Source organism: Roseateles sp. P1_C6 (assembly GCF_056406315.1).
The window spans coordinates 49,790-68,130 of sequence record NZ_JBFUAK010000008.1; the positions used below are offsets into that span (position 1 = coordinate 49,790).

The window sequence follows — 18,341 nt, forward strand, 5'->3', positions numbered from 1 at the left end:
TATTTTCGGCGATGAACGCGCATCACGGCTTTTTGCTGCCCGGCGGCACCGTGAATGGGAACAGCGCACCGGCATTTTTCAACTGTTCCTGCCACTGGTTCATCAGCGACTTGGACTGCTCGGCGTAGCCGCCCATCAGGCCGGTCCAAGCGTCCGGCGTGAAGGGGATGCCGCCCGGCGTCTGCTCGGTGAAGCGCGACTGCAGGTCCGTGAAGGCCTGCATCTGGCGCTCCAGCAGCCCGCCCATGACGCCCTGCATCGCGTGGCCGTAGAAGCGGATGATCTGCGCCAGGGAATTGGTCGAGAACATCGGCACGCCACCGGTTTCCTCCTCCAGGATGATCTGCAGCAGGATGGCCCGCGTCAGATCCTCGTGCGTCTTGGCGTCGTGCACCTCGAAGTCGATGCCCTCCAGCACCATGCGCTTCACGTCGGCCAGCGTGATGTAGCTGCTGGTGATGGTGTCGTAGAGACGACGGTTGGGGTACTTCTTGAGAATGCGCATGCCGGGCTTGGCCTTTTCGGCGCCGGTTTGCTCAGTCGTGGATGCCGGCTTCTTGCGGGCAGTCGCCATGCGGGAATCTCCTGGTGCGGTGCAGCAAATTCTAGGCAGTCCCTGGCCGTCACTCTGAACGGGTTTACCTGGGGCACGCCACACCCTCAACTGCCCCAGACCTGGGCGCTGCTGTAGAGGCGCCCCACCGCATAGCGGACCGCGGGCGTTGGGTCGTACGCGAGGAACAGCGGCCCGTCCAGGTCGACCACATCGCAGAGCTGGCCCAGCACGAAGGCAGGTGCCATGGCCAGGCTGGTGCCGCACATGTTGCCCACCATGACCCGCAGGCCCAGTTCCCGGGCCCGCCTGGCCATCATCAGCCCCTCGGTGAGGCCGCCGCACTTGTCGAGCTTGATGTTGACCATGTCGAAGAGGCCGGGCAGCTGTTCCAGTTCGGCCAGGTCCAGGCAGCTTTCGTCGGCGGCCGTGGCAATGGGGAGGTCCAGCGCGCGCATGTCGGCCTCGCGGCCGCGGGCGAAGGGCTGCTCCAGCAACTGCACGCGGCAGTCCACCAGCACGGGCAGCAGGGCCGCGATGCTGGCCGGCGTGTAGCCCTGGTTGGCATCCACGCCCAGCCAGACGTCCGGCCGCGCCCGGTACACGGCATGCACGCGAGCCATGTCCAGGTCGGCGTCGCCGGTGAGCTTGAGCTTCAACGCCAGCGCATCGACAAACGCGCACGCGCCGGCGGCCATCACACCAGGGTCCGCCGCGCCCAGCGTGAAGGTGGTGCGCAGCGGCCGCGGCGTGGGCACGCCGGCCAGTTGCCAGGCCGCACAGCCCTGGCGCCGGGCGTCCAGCTCCCACAAGGCACAGTCCAGCGCATTGCGCGCGCCGCCTGGCGGCAGCAGCCGGCGCAGCGCCTGCCGGTCCAGCCCGGCTTCGATCTCGCTGCGCACCGCCTCCAACCGGTCAGGCATGTCCGCGGGACGGTCCTGCAGGTAGTACACGCCGGCCGCCTCGCCGCGGCCTTCGTGCCCCTCGTCGCGCAGGCTGACCTGCAGCACCGACACGTCGACGAAGCGGTGCGCGGCGATTTCGACGGGCTCGTGCAGCGGCAGCGCCCGCACGCGATAGGCCAGGTCCACGGCGGTCAAGCGCGCGCCCCGCGGCCGAACCGCTCGGGGGCCAACTGCCGCGCCTCGACGCCCAGCGCGATCAGGTCGTCGGGCAGCGGCCGGCCCAGCGCCAGCGCCGCAGCGGCGCGGCCCAGCGCCGGCGACGTCTGGATGCCATAGCCGCCCTGCCCTGCACACCAGAAGAAGCCCGGCGCCGACGGCTCGAAGCCAACCACGGGCGTGCGGTCCGGGCTGAACACGCGCAGCCCCGCCCAGCGGTGGCGCACGCGCCGCACGGGCCGGCCCGTCAGCGTCTCGAAGCGGTCCACCGCGATGGCCACGTCCAGCTCCTCGGGCTGGGCGTCGCAGGGCGGGCTGGGCGTTTCGTCGGCGGCGGAGATCAGCAGCAGCCCGGCGTCGGGCTTGAAGTACTGGCTCTCGTCGATGGCCACGACCGCGGGCCAGTGGGTCGCGTCCACGCCGTCGGGCAAATCGATCAGCACGGCGGTGCGGCGCAGCGGTTGCAGCGGCACCGGCTGCACGCCGGCCAGCGCGGCCACGCTGTCGGCCCAGGCGCCGGCCGCGTTGATGACGATGGCGGCGCGAAAACTGCCGCCGGCCGTGTGCGCCAGCCAGTTGGCCCCGTCGCGCTCCAGCGCCAGCAGGCCGGTGCCCAGATGCAGCTGCGCGCCTTGCTCGCGGGCACGGCGCAGAAAGCCCTGGTGCAGCAGGTCCACGTCGATGTCCGCCGAGCCGGTGTCGAGCAGCGCGCCCGCCACCTGGCCGCGCTGCAGGATGGGCACGCGGGCCAGCACGGCGTCGGCGGTCATCGTCGTGGTGCGCTCGCGGATGTCGGCAGCGGCCACAAAGCCTTCGGCCAGCGGCTCCTGCCCTGTGCCGACGAGAAACAAGGTGTCGCGCTGGCGCAGCAGCGCCTGCTTGCCCATGCCGTGTGGCGGGGCGACGAAGTCGCCATGGCTGGCCCGCGTCAGGGCGCGGATGGTCGCGTTGCCGTAGATGGTCGAGTAGAGCGCCGCGGAGCGGCCGGTGGAGTGGTAACCCGCGTTCGCCTCGGCCTCCAGCACGGCCACACTCGCGCAGCCCGCCAGCGATGCGGCCACGGAGGCGCCCGCAATGCCGGCGCCGATGACGATGCAGTCCACATTCTTCGTTGTCGCTTCGCTCACGGCTTGGTGCATGTTGTTTCCAAAATGGAAAATCAATGTACCATTTCGAAAAACACAGAGCAATACTTGTTCAGGCGCATCGGCGCCGCTTTTGAGGAGAGCTTGTGGACGCTTCCCAGCAACCCCGCGCGCAGGCGCAGTGGTTCGGCCAGCCGCGCGGCCTGGTGGTGCTGTTCCTGACCGAGATGTGGGAGAAGTTCTCCTTCTACGGCATGAAGGCGCTGCTGATCTATTACATGATCCGGCACCTGCAGTTCCCGCAGGCCGACGCGTCGCTGATCTACGGCGCCTACACCGGCGGCGTCTACCTGACGCCCATCTTCGGCGGCTACATCGCCGACCGCTGGCTGGGCCGACGGCGCGCCATCCTCATCGGCGGCTCGCTGATGGCCATGGGGCATTTCACGCTGGCGTTCGAGTCACTGTTCTTTCCCGCGCTGCTGCTGATCGCCCTGGGCAACGGCCTGTTCCTGCCCAACCTGCCCAGCCAGGTGGGTGACCTCTACGACGAGAAGGACCCGCGCCGCGGCGGCTCGTACAACATCTACTACGTCGGCGTGAACCTGGGCGCGCTGCTGGCACCGCTGGTATGCGGCACGCTGGGCGAGCTGTACGGCTGGCACATCGGCTTCGGCGCGGCGGGCGTGGGCATGTGCCTGGGCCTGGTCATCTACGTGATGGGCGGGCGCTACCTGCCGGCGGACCGACCGATGGCCTCACGGCAGGCCGGGCAGAACGACCCGGCCGCCGTGCGCAAGGGCGTCAACCTGCTGCCGCTGCTGTGGGTGGCGCTGGCGGTGGTGGTGTTCCGCAGTGCCTACGAGCACAGCGGCAACACCCTGGCCGTGTGGGCGGACACCAGCGTGGACCGCGTGCTGTGGGGCTTCACGGTGCCGGTCACGTGGATGCAGTCGCTGAACCCGCTGTTCGTCTTCATGTTCACGCCGCTGGTGGTGGCGGGCTGGCGCCGCGCCGCGGGCCGCGGGCGCGAGCCGGCATCGCTGCAGAAGATGGCGATGGGGGCGGCCGGCGTGGCGCTGTCCTACCTGATGCTGGCGCTGCTGGCGGCCACCAGCGGCGGCCAGCCGGTCAACGCGCTGTGGGTGCTGCTGTTCTTCGTGCTCTACACGCTGGGTGAGCTGTACATCCTGCCCGTGGGGCTGGGCCTGTTCGCGCGCATGGCGCCGCCGGGCATGGGGGCGACGGTCATCGCGGCCTGGTTCCTGGCGTCGTTCGGCGGCAACCTGATGTCGGGCGTGGTGGGCCGGGGCTGGGAGGCGCTGGGGCCGGCAGGCTTCTTCACGGCGCTGGCCGCGATCGCCGGCACGGCCGCGGCGGCGTTGCTGGCACTGGTGCCGCTGCTGCGCCGCATGGAGCGCGCGCAGGCCGACGCGGTTTGACGGGACTCAGCGGCGCGCGGCGCGCGCCTTGGGCTTGGCCGGCGTGGCCGCTTTCTCAGCCGGCGCCGCCAGGCGCTGCGAAGCCTCGACGAAGTGCTGCGCCATGCTGTCGTCATGGCCGTTGCGCGGCGCGCAGGCGGCCACCAGGCGGCACGGGCCTTCCGCCGCCTTCAGGTAGGCATGGCCCATCTCGCTGTCGAAGAAGATGGAGTCGCCCACCTTCAACGTGACCGGCGCATACAGCTCGGAATGGAAGGTCACCTCGCCCTCCACCACGTAGGCGAACTCTTCGCCGGGGTGGCGGATCAGGTCGCCGAACTCGACCTTGAACTCCTCCAGCGTGCGCGCCCGCACCTCGACGATCAGCGGCGTGAAGCGCTTGTTCAGCAGCTCCGACGCCAGGTAGGTCTGCTGGTAGCTCTGCGTGTCGACGACCTGGCCGTCGCCGGCGCGGTGCACCACACGCCGGCCGCCACCGCTGGGCGCCGGGCGGGCGCTGGGGGCGTCGTGCAGCAGCTCGGCCATGTCCACGCCCAGGCCCTTGCTGAGCAGCATCAGCTTGTCGTAGGACAGCGAGACGTTGCCTTTTTCCAATTTGGACAACGTGGACACCGCCAGGCCGGTGCGCTCGCCGACCTGGCTCAATGTCAGGCCAAGCCGCTTGCGCACGCTGCGGATGTGGTCGCCGGGATTGACGGTGGGTGTGGCCATGTCGCGCTGGGAAGAGTCGCTCCATCTTAGGGCAGCCCCTGGGCGGGCCGTCTCCCCATATGCCCTTAGGCCGCACGCCGGTTCATATAAGGTTTACACCGATGGGAAAGAATTTTCCAAACTGGAAACTTCATGGATCGGAACAAATCTTCTGACCAAGGAGTGCCCCATGAGCCGGTCCACCCGCTTCGCTCGCCCCACCACGCCGCCCAGACGCCACAAGCTCGCGGCGCTGCTCGTGCCCTGCCTCGGGGCTCTCTGCGCGCCCAATTTGTGGGCGCAAGCCGCCCCCGCCGCGGAGGGCGGCGCGGCTGAGGCCAAGGCCGCGCGCGAGACCGAGAAGCTCGACGTCGTGACCGTGACGGCCACGCGCCGCCGCGAGCCGGTGCGCGACGTGCCGCTGCGCGTCGAGACGCTGGGCGCGGAAGGCATGGAGCGCGGCGGCGCCGCGTCGCTGAGCGACTACGTCGGCACGCTGCCCGGCGTGGACGTGAAGACCTCCGGCGGCCCAGGCCGCGGCGCAGTGACGATGCGCGGCGTCAGCGTCGGCGAGCAGCAGATCGCCACGGTGGGCGTCTACATCGACGACGTGGCCTTCGGCTCCAGCAGCGCCTTCGTGGGCGGCGCCAACACGGCGCTGGACCTGTCGCTGCTGGACCTGCACCACATCGAGGTGCTGCGCGGCCCGCAGGGCACGCTGTACGGCGCCGGCGCCATGGGCGGCCTGCTGAAGTACGTGACCAACGAGCCCGACAGCACACAGTTCTCCGGCAAGGTGGCCCTGGGCGCGCGCAGCAGCCGCGGCGGCGCGCTGGGCCACACCGAGCATGCGGTGCTGAACGTGCCGCTGAGCCAGGACGTCGCCGCCCTGCGCGTGGCGGCCTTCAATGACCACGAGGGCGGCTACATCAAGGCCGTGGGCAAGGCCGCGGGAGAGCACATCAACGATGGCAACACGCGCGGCGCGCGGCTGTCGCTGTTGCTGGAGCCCATGTCCAAGATGAAGGTGCGCCTGACGGCGACGCAGCAGGAGATCCAGCGCAACGGGCTGAACGTCGTCGAGTACGACATCGCCACCGGCCAGCCGCTGTACGGCGACCTGACCCGCCACCTGGACACCAGCGAACCCTACAAGATCAAGACCCGGCTCACGTCGGCCGACTTCGAGTACGACTTCGGCTGGGCGCGGTTCAACGCCATCGCGTCGACGGCGCGCACGGACAGCAGCACCGGCCAGGACGCGACGGCGCTGCTGGGCAACAACCCGGCCTTCGACTTCGTCGCGCTCGACAACAGGTTCTCGCTGCGCAAGCAGACCCAGGAGCTGCGCCTGACCTCGCCACGCGGCACCTTGGAGTGGCTGCTGGGCTACTACCGCGACAAGGAAACCGGCCACGTCGGCCAGCGCCTGTGGGCGCAAGCCGCGGGCGGCGGCGGCGACATGACGCTGACCACCACCGGCCAGCCCTCCAGCTACCGGGAGCATGCCTTCTACGGCGACCTGACCTGGAACATCGACCCGATCTGGTCGCTGACGCTGGGCGCACGCGTGGCCAAGAACGATCAGGTCTACACCGTCTTCGTCAACGACGTGCTCAGCTCCTCGGCGCCCAGCGACGACACCGCCAAGACCTACCTCGCCACGCTGCGCTACGCGCTGGACAAGACCAGCAACGTCTACTTCCGCGCGGCCAGCGGCTACCGCCCGGGCGGCCCCAACTCGCCGGCCATCGACGCCAACGGCCAGGTCATCCCGGACACGCCCAAGACCTTCGGCCACGACACGCTGTGGAGCTACGAGCTGGGCTACAAGGCCGACCTGCTGGACAAGGCGCTGAACATCGAGGCCGCCCTGTTCGACATCCGCTGGAAGGACTTGCAGCAGCCCAAGGCCATTGGTGCCAGCACCATCGTCGTCAACGCCGGCAAGGCGCGCGTGCGCGGCTTCGAACTGGCCGCGCACTACAAGCTGGACGCGCACTGGAACCTGGACGGCAGCCTGGCGTACACCGATCCCAAGCTGACCGAGGACGCCCCCGCCCTGGGCCCGGCCGGCTCGCGCATGCCCAACACCGCCAAGCTGGCCTACACGCTGGGCCTGCGCTACGCCTTCGACATCGCCAACCACCCGTCCTACGCCGGCCTGAACGTGCGCCGCGTGGGCCAGCGCAACGCCGGCTTCGACCAGGCGGGCAGCTCGGTGCCCAACTTCAGCCAGCCGGCCTACACGTTGGTGGACGCGCAGTGGGGCGTGGCGTTCGGCGCCTGGCAGCTGTCGGCCTTTGTGCGCAACCTCACCGACAAGCGCGCCGTCCTGGGCGCCGACACGGCATTGACCGCCTTCGGCCTGCCGCTCAACGTGACGACGGCGCAGCCGCGTACCGTCGGCGCGAACCTGAGCTTCAACTTCTAAACCTGGAACCCGCATGAAGACCTTGTTCAAGAGCCTGCGCCTGCTCGCGCTGGCCGCCGTGGTCGGGGCGCTCCCGGCCGCCATTGCCCAGCCCAAGCCGGCCACCGCGCTCACGGCTGTCGATGCCGAAGCCTGGCTGGACGGCCTGATGCCCAGCGCGCTGCGAGGCGCGCGCGTGCCCGGCGCCGTCGTCGTCCTCGTCAAGGACGGTCAGCCGCTACTGCAAAAGGGCTATGGCCTGGCCGACTGGGAGAAGAACATCCCTGTGGACGCGAACAAGACGCTGTTCCGCCCGGGTTCGGTGTCCAAGCTCTTCACGTGGACGGCCGTCATGCAGCTGGTCGAGCAAGGCAAGCTCAACCTCGACGTGGACCTGAACCAGTACCTGGACTTCAAGATCCCGGCGCGCAACGGCAAGGCACTGACGCTGCGCCACGTGATGACACACACGACCGGCCTGGAGGAGACCGCGCGCGACCTGCTGACCTACGCGCCCGTCACGCCCGACCTCGGCAAGGTGCTGAAGGGCTACATCCCGCCCTACATCTACGACCCCGGCACCACGCCCGGCTACTCCAACTACGCGACCGCGCTGGCCGGCTACATCGTCCAGCGCACCAGCGGCAAGAGCTTCGACGACTACATCGACCAGCATGTCCTCGGCCCACTGGGCATGAAGAACTCGACCTTCCGCCAGCCGCTGCCGGACGCGCTGAAGGCGCAGATGTCGCAGGGCTACATGAGCCAGGACGACAAGGCCAAGGGCTTCGAGATCATCAGCATGCCGCCCGCGGGCAGCATGTCGTCCACCGGCGCCGACATGGGTCGCTTCATGCTCGCCTTCCTGCAGCAGGGCAAGCTGGGCGACACGCAGCTGCTCAAGCCCGAGACCGTCAAGCTCATGCACAGCCAGCTCACGCGGCCACTGCCGGGTCTGGCGGGCATCGGCCTGGGCTTCTATGAGCAGAACATCAACGGTCACCGCGTGCTCGCGCACGGCGGCGACACGGTGCTGTTCCACAGCGACCTGTTGCTGTTCGTCGACGACGGCATCGGCATCTACGTGTCGGTCAACGCCGCCGGGCACGAGCGCCAGGGCGCGTGGTTGCGCGACAAGCTGTTCGAGTCGTTCGCGGACCGCTACCTGCCCGACGGCCGGCCGGCCACCAAGCCGGAAGTCGACGAAGCCACGGCCAAGCAGCATGCGCAGCAGATGGCCGGCGCCTACCGCAGCACGCGTCGCGGCGACTCCAGCTGGCTGTCCGTGCTGCAGCTGCTGAGCCCGCTGAAGGTGCAGGCGCTGGAGGACGGGCGCCTGTCCATCGACCTGGCCGGCTCGCGCAGCACCTACCGCGAGGTGAAGCCCTATTTCTGGGAGGAGGAGCATGGCAAGCGCCGGCTGCAGGCCGCGGTGGAGAACGGCAAGGTGAAGCACTGGGGGCTGGAGCCTTTCGCCTTCGCCTTCGTCTTCGAGCCCGTGCCATTCCTGGCCAGCCCGCCGGTGCTGCTGGTGCTGTGCGCGGCGCTGGCCGTGCTGCTGGTGACCGCACTGCTGTGGCCCGTGGCCGCCGTGCTGCGCCGCCGGCATGGCGTGACGGCCGTTCCGCCGAAGCCGATCACCGGGCTGCGCAGCGCGAGCGTGCTGGCGCTGGTCAGCATCGCGCTGTGGGGCTGGGCCGTGGTGCTGCTGGAAGACCTGGCCGACATCAGCCTGCTGCTGCCGCTGGCCCAGCTCGCCACGGCCGTCGCTGCCATTGGCGGGCTGATCGCAGCCGGCTGGCAGGTGCGCAACGCCTTCCGTCAAACTGGCATGGCCAGCCGCGTGATGGCGGTGGTGTGGCTGCTGGCCTTCGCCGTGCTGCTGGTCGTCGGCTGGTACCACCACCTGATTGGTTTCAACCAGAACTATTGAGCGAGGTCGAACATGAGCAAGCCCCTGCGGCTGTTCCTGGCAGGGATGGTGCACGAGTCCAGCAGCTTCTCGCCGCTGCCCACGAGCGTGAAGTCCTTCCGCGAGGGCGTGCTGATCCAGCGCAGCGACCCGCAGGCCTTGCAGAAGATCGTCGCGCAGCCGACGCTGATGGGCGTGCTGGCGGCAGCCGCCCGCCAGGGCGACACGCTGTTGCCGGGGCTGTATGCCGAGGCGCAGCCGTCCGGCCCGCTGTCACGCGGTGACTACGAGCAGCTGCGCGACGAGCTGCTGGCCGACCTGCGCGCCGCGCTGCCGGTGGACGCCGTGCTGCTGGTGCTGCACGGTGCCATGCTGGCTCAGGGCTACCCGGACTGCGAGGGCGACCTTCTGCAGCGGGCGCGCGACATCGTCGGCCCGGCCGTGCCCATCGGCGCGCTGCTGGACCTGCACTGCAACCTGAGTCCGGCGATGGTCGAGTCCGGCGCCGCGCTGGTGGCCTGCAAGGAGTACCCGCACATCGACTACGCCGCGCGCGGCGAGGAACTGCACGCGATGCTGGGCGCGATGTCGCGCGGGGAGCTGGCGCTGAAGGCCCACTGGCGGCGCGTGCCCATGCTGGGCATCTTCGGCACGACGGAGGGGCCCATGCGCGGCTTCGTGCAGACGCTGCAGGCGCGCGAGGCCTTGCCCGGCATCGTGTCGGCATCGGCGCTGCACGGCTTCCCGTGGGCGGACACGCCGCACACCAGCGCGGCGCTGCTGGTGCTGGCCCGGGACACGGCTGCAGGCACGGCGGCGGCCGACGCGCTGCTGGCGGAACTGGCCGAATCCTTCTACGCGCTGCGGGAGCGCGCCAGCGCCAAACGCCTGCCGCTGCGCGCCGCGCTGGACGCGGCCATCGCAGCCATGGACGGTGCGCCCGGCCCTGTCGTGCTGGCCGACACCGCCGACAACGCCGGTGGCGGTGCAGCGGGCGACGCCACCTTCGTGCTGCACGAGCTGCTGCAGCGCGGCATCCGCGACGTCGCGCTGGGCATGATCTGGGACCCTCAGGCCGTGGCCATCGCGACGGCTGCGGGCGTCGGCGCCCGCCTGCAGATGCGCATCGGCGGCAAGGTGGGCCCGATGTCGGGCGACCCGCTGGACCTGGATGTGGAGGTGCTGGCCTGCCGCGGCGATGCGCGCCAGCGCAGCCTGACGCCGGGTGGCTTCGATGCGCTGGGCGCCGCCGCCGCCGTGCGCGTGCAAGGCATTGACATCGTGCTGAACAGCATCCGCCAGCAGGTGTTCTCGCAACAGTGCTTCACCGAGCTGGGCATCGACCCCAAGGCCAGGCGCCTGGTCGTCGTCAAGTCCACGCAGCATTTCCGTTCCGGCTTCGACGACATCGCCAAGGCCACGGTCTATGCCGATTCGCCGGGCAGCCTGCAGTCCGATCTCGGCCACCTGCCCTACCGGCACCTGCCCCGGCCGATCTGGCCGCTGGACTAGCGGCGGCCTGCCGGCTGCGCGGGCAGGTCAGAGCACCATGCGCCGCACGTCGATCTCGGTGTCTTCCCAGGCGACCACATCGGGTTTGGGCGATTCGACGACGCGCCAGATGTTGCCGATCGCGCTGCTCTGAGCCGCGGGATCATGCAGGGCGCGCAGGCGCCGCAGCGTGTTGCGGATCTGCAGGACGGCGTCTTCGGTGATGGCGGCGGGCTGGGTTTGCATGGTGGCTCCGGTGTCGATGAAGCCAGTTTCGGCGGCGCCCCGTGACGAATCCATCGCCCATGAGGGGGAACGAAGGGGGATGCCGCCGCGGCGATGGGGGATATCTCCCCCTTTTGGGGGAGACGCGTCGCGGGCCGGATCAGGTGGTTGTCTGACAAGCCAGGGGCCCCATTCGCCTTAATCTTGTGCGATTAAGCACATCCATATGGTGCCGGATGCGTGCTCCACGGCAGCTCGACTCCCGCGAGGTCCGGTGGCACCCCTCGCATTCAACCGCCGACATGCCGCAAGAACAGTCGCCAGCAATCCGCAGATCTGTCGCCGGGGTTCCCGAAGACGACCGCTATCGCCTGCTTGTCAATGCCGTCACCGACTACGCCATCTACATGCTCGATGCCGATGGCACCGTGACGAGCTGGAACGCGGGCGCCCAGCGGTTCAAGGGCTACGGCGCGCAGGAGATCATCGGCAGGCATTTTTCCGACTTCTACACGCCCGAGGACAGAGCGGCGGGTGTTCCTGCACGAGCCCTTGCCGAGGCCGCGCGCGGGCAGTTCGAGGGCGAAGGCTGGCGCGTGCGCAAGGACGGCACGCAGTTCTGGGCCCACGTCGTGATCGACCCCATCCTCGCCGTCGACGGCACGGTCATGGGCTACGCCAAGGTGACGCGCGATCTGACCGAGCGCCGGGCGGCGGAGACCGCGCTGCGCCGCAGCCAGGAGCAGTTTCGCCTGCTGGTGCAGGGCGTTGTCGACTACGCGATCTACCTGATCGATCTGGATGGCTTCGTGGCCAGCTGGAACACCGGCGCCCAGCGCATCAAGGGCTATCAACCTGCCGAGATCATCGGCCGGCATTTCGAGACCTTCTATCGAGAAGAAGACCGCCTGCGCGGTGACCCCGCCCGGGCACTGCGCATGGCGCTGGAGCACGGCCGCTTCGAAAGCGAGGGCTGGCGGGTGCGCAAGGACGGCACGGCGTTCTGGGCCAGCGTGGTGCTGGATGCCGTGCGCGACGACGACGGACTGGTGATCGGCTTCGCGAAGATCACCCGCGACGTCACGGAGAAGGTCGAGGCGCAGCGCAAGCTGGAAGCCACCCGTGAGTCGCTGTTCCAGTCCCAGAAGCTGGAAGCCATAGGCCAGCTCACCGGTGGCGTCGCGCACGACTTCAACAACGTGCTGGCGGTCATCCTATCCAGCCTGCAGGTGCTGGAGCGGCGACTGGGCGATGGCGATCCGCTCATGGCCAAGCTGGTGCAAAACGCACTCAACGCCACGCGGCGGGGTGCCTCGCTGACGCAGCGGATGCTGGCCTTCGCCCGGCGCCAGGACCTGAAGCCCGAGGAAGTCGACCTGGCCCGGCTCGTGCTGGGCATGGCAGATCTGCTGCGGCGCTCGCTGGGCCCCACCATCGCCATCGCCTTCGACGCACCTGCCGGGCTGCCCGCGGCCTTGGTCGACCCCAATCAGCTGGAACTGGCGCTGCTGAATCTCACCGTCAACGCCAGGGATGCGATGCCCGACGGCGGCCTTATCACGATCGCGTTGAGCGAAGAACGGGCCGAAGGGAGCGCGGGCGAGTCCGGAGCGCCGCCATCGGCGACCTTCCTGAAGCTGTCAGTGACGGACTCCGGCGCCGGCATGGATGCCGAGACGCTGGCGCGCGCCACCGAGCCCTTCTTCACGACCAAGGGCGTCGGCAAGGGCACCGGGCTGGGGCTGTCCATGGTCGAGGGCATGGCCTCGCAATCCGGCGGCAAGTTCGTGCTGCGCAGCCGCGTCGGCGAGGGCACCGAGGCCCAGCTGTGGCTGCCCGTCGCGCTGGCAGCGCCTGATCAAGTGCCCATTCCCGCAGCACCGCAGCCGCCCAGGTCGGGCCCCAGGCCGCTGCACATCCTGCTGGTGGACGACGATCGGCTCGTGCTGGACAGCACGGCCGCCTTGCTGACGGACCTGGGGCACCAGGTCACCAGCGCCGGCGCCGCCCTGGACGCGCTGCATCTGCTGCGCAAGGAGAACGGCTTCGACCTTGTCATCACCGACCAGGTCATGCCCGCGATGACGGGCAGCGAGTTGCTGGCGGTCGTGCGCAGCACGCGGCCCACGCTGGCCACCATCATCGCGACGGGCTTTGCGGAGATGGAACCCAACGCGCCCATCCCGTCGTCCGCCGTCAGGCTCTCCAAGCCCTTTGGCCAGCGCGAACTGGCCGAGGCCATTGATGTCGCGCTCGATCTTGCGCAGGTGAGCTGACCGGCTGGGAGCCCGCGACAGCCGAACTAGGCGGTGACCCACACCTTGCGGACCGTTTCCAGCGTTCGCCAGGTGCCGGTGTATCCAGGCTTCATGATGAAGCAGTCGCCGGCCTTGTAGGTCACGGGCGGTTGCCCGTCTTCCGTGATCTCTGCCAGGCCCGACAGGATCAGACAGAACTCCCAGGTCTCGCCCTTGATGGAGCGATTGACGCCCGGCGTCGACTCGAACACGCCGGCCCGCACCTTGCCATCCTTGGCGCTGTCGACATCCCAGTTGCGGCAGACGATGTCGCCCTCGATGACGCGGTCAACGGGCGGCCTGAATTCGCGCGGTTCACCGAGCTGGTCGAGCTTGAAGGTGACAAGAAGGTTTGGCATGGCGGGCTCTCTCCGGGAGGTCAGATGAAGCGACATGCTAGGCAGACGTGCGTCCACGCAGGTGCTGAAGCCTGCCCTCATGGCGGTGGCAATTGCGCGATTTCCCCGCCCCTGCAGCGCAATCTGCCGCACCTGCGCGCAAGCCTTCTCAATCAGCCCTTCGACGTCGGCGCCAACGCCAGTTCGACGATCTGGACGAACCATTTCAGGCCGAGCGGCAGCAGCCGATCATTGAAGTCATAGCAGGGATGGTGGAGCGGTCGATAGTCGCCATCGCCCACCGACTTCGGCCCTTGTCCCAGCCACAGATAGGCGCCGGGGCGCTCAAGCAGCATGAAGGCGAAATCCTCGGATGTGAACGCAGGCCGGGGCGCCTCGCGGGCATCCAGCCCCGCCGCCGCGGCGGCCTGCAGCGCAAACCGCGCCTGGTCCGGACTGTTGATCGTGGCCGGGTAATAGCGCACGTAGTCGACCTCGACGTCGCAGCCGCTGGCCAATGCCGCGCCGGCTGCGCAGTCCTTCAAGGCCGACTCGATGAGGTCCTGGCTCGCGGCGTCGAAGCTGCGCACGGTGCCGGTGATCTGCACCTCGGCAGGCATCACGTTGTGCGAATTGCCGCCCTGGATGCGCGTCACCGAAAGCACGGCGGATTCGGTCGGGTCGATGCGCCGCGCGATCAGGGTGTTGAGCTGACAGACCAGCTGGCTGGCCGCCAGCAACGCGTCGGGCGTGCGGTGCGGCTGCGCCGCGTGGCCACCACGACCGCGCACGGTGATGTCGAAACGATCGGCCGCCGCCATGATCGGTCCTGGCCGGGTCTGCGCCTGGCCCAGCGGCAGGTCGGGCCAGTTGTGCAGCGCGAAGACGGTGTCGCAGGGAAAGCGCTCGAAGAGCCCGTCCTGGATCATGGCGCGCGCGCCACCGCGGCCCTCCTCGGCGGGTTGGAAGATGAAGTTCACGGTGCCAGCGAACCGCCTTGTTCGCACCAGATGCTGCGCTGCGCCCAGCAGCATCGTCGTGTGCCCATCGTGCCCGCAGCCATGATGGGCGCCGCTGAAAAGGCTCTGGTGCACCAGCCCGCTTTGCTCGGTCGTCGGCAGCGCGTCCATGTCGGCACGCAGACCGACGCTGCGCCCTTCGCCGTTGCGCAGCACGCCGACGACGCCGGTGCCACCGATGCACTCGTGCACTTCGAGGCCCAGCGTCCGCAACGCGTCGGCCACGACACCGGCCGTGCGGTGCTCAGCGAAGGCAAGCTCGGGATGGGCGTGCAGGTCACGGCGCAGCGCGACCAAGTCGGGCAGCAGGTCGGCGATGTCGGCATCGGACGTCAGCATGAAGTCCCCGCGCGAAGTTGGAACTCACGCGGCGTCATGCCGCACTGGCGCTTGAAGCGGCGGTTCAGGTGGCTCTGGTCGTAGAAGCCGACCTCGCTGGCCGCACGCGCCGCCGGCACCCCCTGGCTGAGCAGCGTCTGCGCATGCTGGATGCGCAATGCGTTGACATAGCGGTAGGGCGACATGCCGACATGCTCGCGGAACACGGTCGCGAAGCGCCACAGGCTCAGGCCGCACAGGGCCGCCAGCCCCTCCAGGCGCAGGGGCTCACCCAGGTGGGCACGGATGTGCTGCAGCGCCGGCTCCAGCGAGCGACGGCGGGGGCTCGCCGCGGAGCCTGCGGTTCGGTTGTGCATGACCGCCAGCTTAGGGCCGGGCCCGCCGTCAATTCGATCATTCCGGCCCGCCGGGACGGCAGCGAATTGCGTAATGCGGCGCCGCGGAAACCAAAGCTGTGGCATCGGTCGATTGCCGCGCTCAGGGCGCTGCGCCGGGCACACGGCGCACGGCGACGGCGTCCAGCTCCACCAGGTAGCCGTAATGCAGCTCGGGGACCGGCACCACGGTGCGTGCGGGCCGGGCCTCGCCCATCACCGACGCATAGACCGCGTTGAAGCGCGGCCAGTGGGCCACGTCGACGATGTACGCCGTCAGCTTCACGACGCTGTCCAGGTCCGCGCCCGCCGAGGCGAGTGCGGCGCGCAGGTTGGCCAGCGCCTGGCACACCTGATCCTCGAACGGCAGGTCTGCCGTGTGCGTGCCGTCTGGCCGCGCGCCGAGCTGGCCGGAGACGAAGACCAGGTCGCCGTGGCAGACGACATGGCGGTAGTGGCCGCCGGGCGGAGCCAGCGTGGGAATGGTGGTGTCCATGGCAGTCCTCAGAACTCCGCGACCTGGCCCCAGGCGGAGGTCTGGAAGCGGTCCGGGTGGTAGGGGCGCGGGTCGACGATGGGTGTCGCGCCGCTGACGATGTCGGCGATCAGGTGGCCGGCACCGGGGCCGATGCCAAAGCCGTGGCCGCTGAAGCCCGCCGCCAGCACCAGGCCCGGCAGCGTGGCCGTCTCCCCGATGCCCGGCACGCCATCGGGCGTGCTGTCGATGTAGCCGGCCCAGGCCGCGGTGACCGCACGCGCTTTCAGTGCGGGGACCAGTTCCAGCGCGCGACGGTGGGTCAGGCGCACGGTCGCCGCATCCACCTTCGGGTCCAGGATGCGCATGCGCTCCATCGGCGTCGGCCGATCAAGGCGCCAGCGCGCCAGGCTCTCGTGGCCCGAGCGCAGTCCTTCCGGGCCACCGGGCGACAGGCTGCGCCAGCGACGCAGGAACATCGGCAGGAACTGGGGTGAATAGCGCAGGAACTGCGGCGTCGGGTCAACACGGGCGCGGCCGCTGATCGCCAGCAGATAGCCGCCATCGCCACGCCGCGTCAGCGAGATGCCGGCCGTGTGCAGCGTGGCCGGCAGCTCGGCGGTGCCCGGGGCCACCGCCATCACCGTCTGGCGGATGGTGGCCTGCGGAAAACGGATGCCTTGCTGGCGGCAGAAGGACGAGGCCCAGGCACCGCCGGCCAGCACGGCGGCCCGGGTGCGTATCGTTCCTCGCTCGGTGACGACGGCCGACAGCCGGCCGCCCTCGGTCTCGATGCCGCGCGCCGCGCAGCCCTGGTGCACGCTGCCGCCCAGCCGCATCAACGCGCGTGCGACGGCCGGGGCGGCGCGCGACGGGTCCGCCGTGCCGTCGGTCGGCGAGAAGACGCCGCCCTTCCAGGGCCGGCCGGTCACGCGCCCATGTTCGGCGGCTGCGGCCGAATTGAGCATCTGCGTCTTCACGCCAGCGCCGCGTGCGAACTCACCCCAGCGTGCCCAGCCGGCCAGTTCCGCATCGTCGTTGCTCAGGTAGAGCAGGCCGCAGCGCGAGAACCCCGTGTCTTCGCCGGTCTCGGCGGCGAAGCGCTCCCACAGATCCAGCGCCAGCGTCGCCATCGGCAACTCGCGGGCATCGCGGTTCTGCTGGCGGCACCAGCCCCAGTTGCGGCTGGATTGCTCGGCGCCGACACGCCCCTTCTCGATCAGCGCCACCTTCAGTCCGCGCCGCGCCAGATAGTAGGCCGTGAAGACACCGACGATGCCGGCGCCGATGACCACCACATCGGCCCGGTCAGACAGCTCGGGCGTGGATTCCACGGGCGTCAAAGGTGCGGGCATCACCAGCCTCCAAAGCGCGGCCATTCGGCCTCGACCTCGGCCCCGGAGCCGCGCACCACGTGATAACTGCGGTGCTGAGCGCCGGTGGCGCAGGCATGGTTGGGCAGCACGCGAACGCGGTCGCCGATGGCCAGGTCGGGCAGCACGCCCGCGGCGCCGGGGCGCACGGTGACGATGCCGTGCTCCTGGTTGGCATCGGCAACGATGAGGTCCGGGTAGGCGCGGCCGGCGAGGTCGCAGACGACGCCATAGCCCTGGTTGACGGCCTGCTTGGCGGTGCCACGGTCCTGCGACATCGCCATCCAGCCCGCGTCGATCAGGATCCAGCCCTTGTCACGCTGATGACCGATCACCGTCGCCAGCACCGACAGCGCGATGTCCTCCACCCGGCAGACGCCGATGCCGGCCATCACGAGGTCGAAGAAGACGAACACGCCGGCCCTGACCTCGGTGACCCCGGTCAGGTCGGTCGCGCTGTGGGCGGTCGGCGTCGAGCCCAGGCTCACCACCGGGCAGGGCAGGCCCGCCGCACGCAGCGCCGTGGCCGCCTGGACCACGCCGCGCCGCTCGTCCTCGGCGCATTGCCGCAGCGCCTGCTCGCCGCGCGCGGCATAGCTGCCGCCGGCGTGGGTCAGCACGCCCCGCAGTTCGGCGCCTTGCACGAGCGCCCGGCCGATGGCCAGCAGAAGGTCGTTGTCGCCGGGCCGCACGCCCGAGCGGTGGCCGTCGCAGTCGATCTCGATCAGCGCGGGGATGGGCCGGCCCGCCTCGCGCGACGCGGCCGCCACGGCCTCGGCCTGCGCCACGGTGTCCAGCAGCACCACGAGGTCGACTCCTGAAGCCCGCAGGGCCAGCACCTGCGCCAGCTTGGCCGGCGCGATGCCCACCGCGTAGATCATGTCGTGCACGCCGGCGGCCGCGAAATGCGCGGCTTCCTTCAGCGTCGAGACGGTCGCCGGGCCGCGCGGCGAATCCATGACGCGGCGCGCCACCTCCACGGACTTGCAGGTCTTCAGATGCGGCCGCAGCCCGACACCCAGATCGGCCAGCCTGGCGCGCAGTCGCGTGACATTGCGCTCCATGCGTTCGGCGTCGAGCACGAGGCAGGGGGTTTCCAGGTCCTGCAGCGTCGTCGTAGCAGCCGGCTCCAGGGTTTCGCGTTCTTCGGTCAGGGCCTCGGTCACGGCATTCCTTGCGTCAGGGGGACGAAGC

16 protein-coding genes are annotated in these 18,341 nt (G+C 69.7%); 5 read left to right on the forward strand and 11 right to left on the reverse strand.

The window, feature by feature from the left end; translation table 11 throughout:
* Positions 1-22: 22 nt before the first annotated feature.
* From phaR to AC1D29_RS18265, 3 genes are all read right to left on the reverse strand, one after another.
* Positions 23-574 (reverse strand): polyhydroxyalkanoate synthesis repressor PhaR, encoded by a 552-nt coding sequence (gene phaR / locus AC1D29_RS18255; protein ID WP_477899974.1) that lies wholly within the window; start codon positions 572-574, stop codon positions 23-25.
* Positions 575-660: 86 nt separating this feature from the next.
* Entirely contained in the window at positions 661-1,644 is a 984-nt protein-coding gene (locus AC1D29_RS18260; protein WP_477900518.1) for a dipeptide epimerase, read from the reverse strand.
* A 5-nt stretch (positions 1,645-1,649) separates the two neighbouring features.
* Positions 1,650-2,801, reverse strand: a complete 1,152-nt coding sequence (locus tag AC1D29_RS18265) for an NAD(P)/FAD-dependent oxidoreductase (protein WP_477899976.1) — start codon at positions 2,799-2,801, stop codon at positions 1,650-1,652.
* A 104-nt stretch (positions 2,802-2,905) separates the two neighbouring features.
* Here AC1D29_RS18265 and AC1D29_RS18270 point away from each other — a divergent pair, with 104 nt between their 5' ends.
* A complete protein-coding gene (locus AC1D29_RS18270; RefSeq protein WP_477899978.1) occupies positions 2,906-4,201 on the forward strand; it encodes a peptide MFS transporter in 1,296 nt (431 codons plus the stop codon).
* A 6-nt stretch (positions 4,202-4,207) separates the two neighbouring features.
* Here the strand turns inward: AC1D29_RS18270 and AC1D29_RS18275 are convergent, their stop codons facing one another.
* A complete protein-coding gene (locus tag AC1D29_RS18275) occupies positions 4,208-4,912 on the reverse strand; it encodes a helix-turn-helix domain-containing protein (RefSeq protein WP_477899980.1) in 705 nt (234 codons plus the stop codon).
* A 169-nt stretch (positions 4,913-5,081) separates the two neighbouring features.
* Here AC1D29_RS18275 and AC1D29_RS18280 point away from each other — a divergent pair, with 169 nt between their 5' ends.
* Genes AC1D29_RS18280 through AC1D29_RS18290 form a run of 3 tightly spaced genes read left to right on the forward strand, consistent with a single transcriptional unit; the run spans position 5,082 to position 10,728 of the window.
* A complete protein-coding gene (locus AC1D29_RS18280) occupies positions 5,082-7,325 on the forward strand; it encodes a TonB-dependent receptor (protein ID WP_477899982.1) in 2,244 nt (747 codons plus the stop codon).
* A 13-nt stretch (positions 7,326-7,338) separates the two neighbouring features.
* Positions 7,339-9,237, forward strand: coding sequence for a serine hydrolase domain-containing protein (locus AC1D29_RS18285; protein WP_477899984.1), 1,899 nt, complete (start codon positions 7,339-7,341; stop codon positions 9,235-9,237).
* Positions 9,238-9,249: 12 nt separating this feature from the next.
* Complete coding sequence (locus AC1D29_RS18290; protein WP_477899986.1) at positions 9,250-10,728, forward strand: M81 family metallopeptidase; 1,479 nt, start codon at positions 9,250-9,252, stop codon at positions 10,726-10,728.
* A gap of 27 nt (positions 10,729-10,755) precedes the next feature.
* Here AC1D29_RS18290 and AC1D29_RS18295 read toward each other — a convergent pair whose 3' ends face one another.
* Positions 10,756-10,953 carry a hypothetical protein gene (locus AC1D29_RS18295; RefSeq protein ID WP_477899988.1) on the reverse strand — a complete coding sequence of 66 codons (198 nt, stop codon included), beginning with the start codon at positions 10,951-10,953 and terminating at the stop codon, positions 10,756-10,758.
* Positions 10,954-11,234: 281 nt separating this feature from the next.
* Between AC1D29_RS18295 and AC1D29_RS18300 the strand changes: the two genes are divergently transcribed.
* Positions 11,235-13,208, forward strand: a complete 1,974-nt coding sequence (locus AC1D29_RS18300; RefSeq protein ID WP_477899990.1) for a hybrid sensor histidine kinase/response regulator — start codon at positions 11,235-11,237, stop codon at positions 13,206-13,208.
* A gap of 26 nt (positions 13,209-13,234) precedes the next feature.
* Here AC1D29_RS18300 and AC1D29_RS18305 read toward each other — a convergent pair whose 3' ends face one another.
* The 6 genes from AC1D29_RS18305 to AC1D29_RS18330 all read right to left on the reverse strand — a co-directional run bounded on the left by AC1D29_RS18305 (position 13,235) and on the right by AC1D29_RS18330 (position 18,211).
* On the reverse strand, positions 13,235-13,588 hold the full coding sequence (locus AC1D29_RS18305) for a cupin domain-containing protein (RefSeq protein WP_477899992.1): 354 nt from the start codon (positions 13,586-13,588) through the stop codon (positions 13,235-13,237).
* Positions 13,589-13,740: 152 nt separating this feature from the next.
* Positions 13,741-14,925 carry a M20 aminoacylase family protein gene (locus tag AC1D29_RS18310; protein ID WP_477899994.1) on the reverse strand — a complete coding sequence of 395 codons (1,185 nt, stop codon included), beginning with the start codon at positions 14,923-14,925 and terminating at the stop codon, positions 13,741-13,743.
* On the reverse strand, positions 14,919-15,281 hold the full coding sequence (locus AC1D29_RS18315; protein WP_477899996.1) for a helix-turn-helix transcriptional regulator: 363 nt from the start codon (positions 15,279-15,281) through the stop codon (positions 14,919-14,921). The genes AC1D29_RS18310 and AC1D29_RS18315 overlap by 7 nt, the downstream gene beginning before the upstream one ends.
* A gap of 121 nt (positions 15,282-15,402) precedes the next feature.
* Positions 15,403-15,795, reverse strand: a complete 393-nt coding sequence (locus AC1D29_RS18320; protein ID WP_477899998.1) for a RidA family protein — start codon at positions 15,793-15,795, stop codon at positions 15,403-15,405.
* A gap of 8 nt (positions 15,796-15,803) precedes the next feature.
* Positions 15,804-17,129, reverse strand: a complete 1,326-nt coding sequence (locus AC1D29_RS18325) for an NAD(P)/FAD-dependent oxidoreductase (protein WP_477900000.1) — start codon at positions 17,127-17,129, stop codon at positions 15,804-15,806.
* Positions 17,129-18,211: an alanine racemase gene (locus AC1D29_RS18330; RefSeq protein ID WP_477900520.1), complete on the reverse strand. Its 1,083-nt coding sequence runs from the start codon at positions 18,209-18,211 to the stop codon at positions 17,129-17,131. Before AC1D29_RS18330 ends, AC1D29_RS18325 begins: the two co-directional genes overlap by 1 nt.
* Positions 18,212-18,341: the final 130 nt, after the last annotated feature.

Excerpts from the sequence above, each read along its gene's own strand:
- AC1D29_RS18325 (WP_477900000.1), bottom strand. The coding sequence starts at position 17,129 with ATGCCCGCACCTTTGACGCCCGTGGAATCCACGCCCGAGCTGTCTGAC.
- AC1D29_RS18275 (WP_477899980.1), bottom strand. The coding sequence starts at position 4,912 with ATGGCCACACCCACCGTCAATCCCGGCGACCACATCCGCAGCGTGCGC.
- AC1D29_RS18280 (WP_477899982.1), top strand. The coding sequence starts at position 5,082 with ATGAGCCGGTCCACCCGCTTCGCTCGCCCCACCACGCCGCCCAGACGC.
- AC1D29_RS18320 (WP_477899998.1), bottom strand. The coding sequence starts at position 15,795 with ATGGACACCACCATTCCCACGCTGGCTCCGCCCGGCGGCCACTACCGC.
- AC1D29_RS18305 (WP_477899992.1), bottom strand. The coding sequence starts at position 13,588 with ATGCCAAACCTTCTTGTCACCTTCAAGCTCGACCAGCTCGGTGAACCG.
- AC1D29_RS18330 (WP_477900520.1), bottom strand. The coding sequence starts at position 18,211 with ATGGAGCGCAATGTCACGCGACTGCGCGCCAGGCTGGCCGATCTGGGT.
- AC1D29_RS18315 (WP_477899996.1), bottom strand. The coding sequence starts at position 15,281 with ATGCACAACCGAACCGCAGGCTCCGCGGCGAGCCCCCGCCGTCGCTCG.
- AC1D29_RS18290 (WP_477899986.1), top strand. The coding sequence starts at position 9,250 with ATGAGCAAGCCCCTGCGGCTGTTCCTGGCAGGGATGGTGCACGAGTCC.
- AC1D29_RS18300 (WP_477899990.1), top strand. The coding sequence starts at position 11,235 with ATGCCGCAAGAACAGTCGCCAGCAATCCGCAGATCTGTCGCCGGGGTT.
- phaR (WP_477899974.1), bottom strand. The coding sequence starts at position 574 with ATGGCGACTGCCCGCAAGAAGCCGGCATCCACGACTGAGCAAACCGGC.
- AC1D29_RS18295 (WP_477899988.1), bottom strand. The coding sequence starts at position 10,953 with ATGCAAACCCAGCCCGCCGCCATCACCGAAGACGCCGTCCTGCAGATC.
- AC1D29_RS18310 (WP_477899994.1), bottom strand. The coding sequence starts at position 14,925 with ATGCTGACGTCCGATGCCGACATCGCCGACCTGCTGCCCGACTTGGTC.
- AC1D29_RS18285 (WP_477899984.1), top strand. The coding sequence starts at position 7,339 with ATGAAGACCTTGTTCAAGAGCCTGCGCCTGCTCGCGCTGGCCGCCGTG.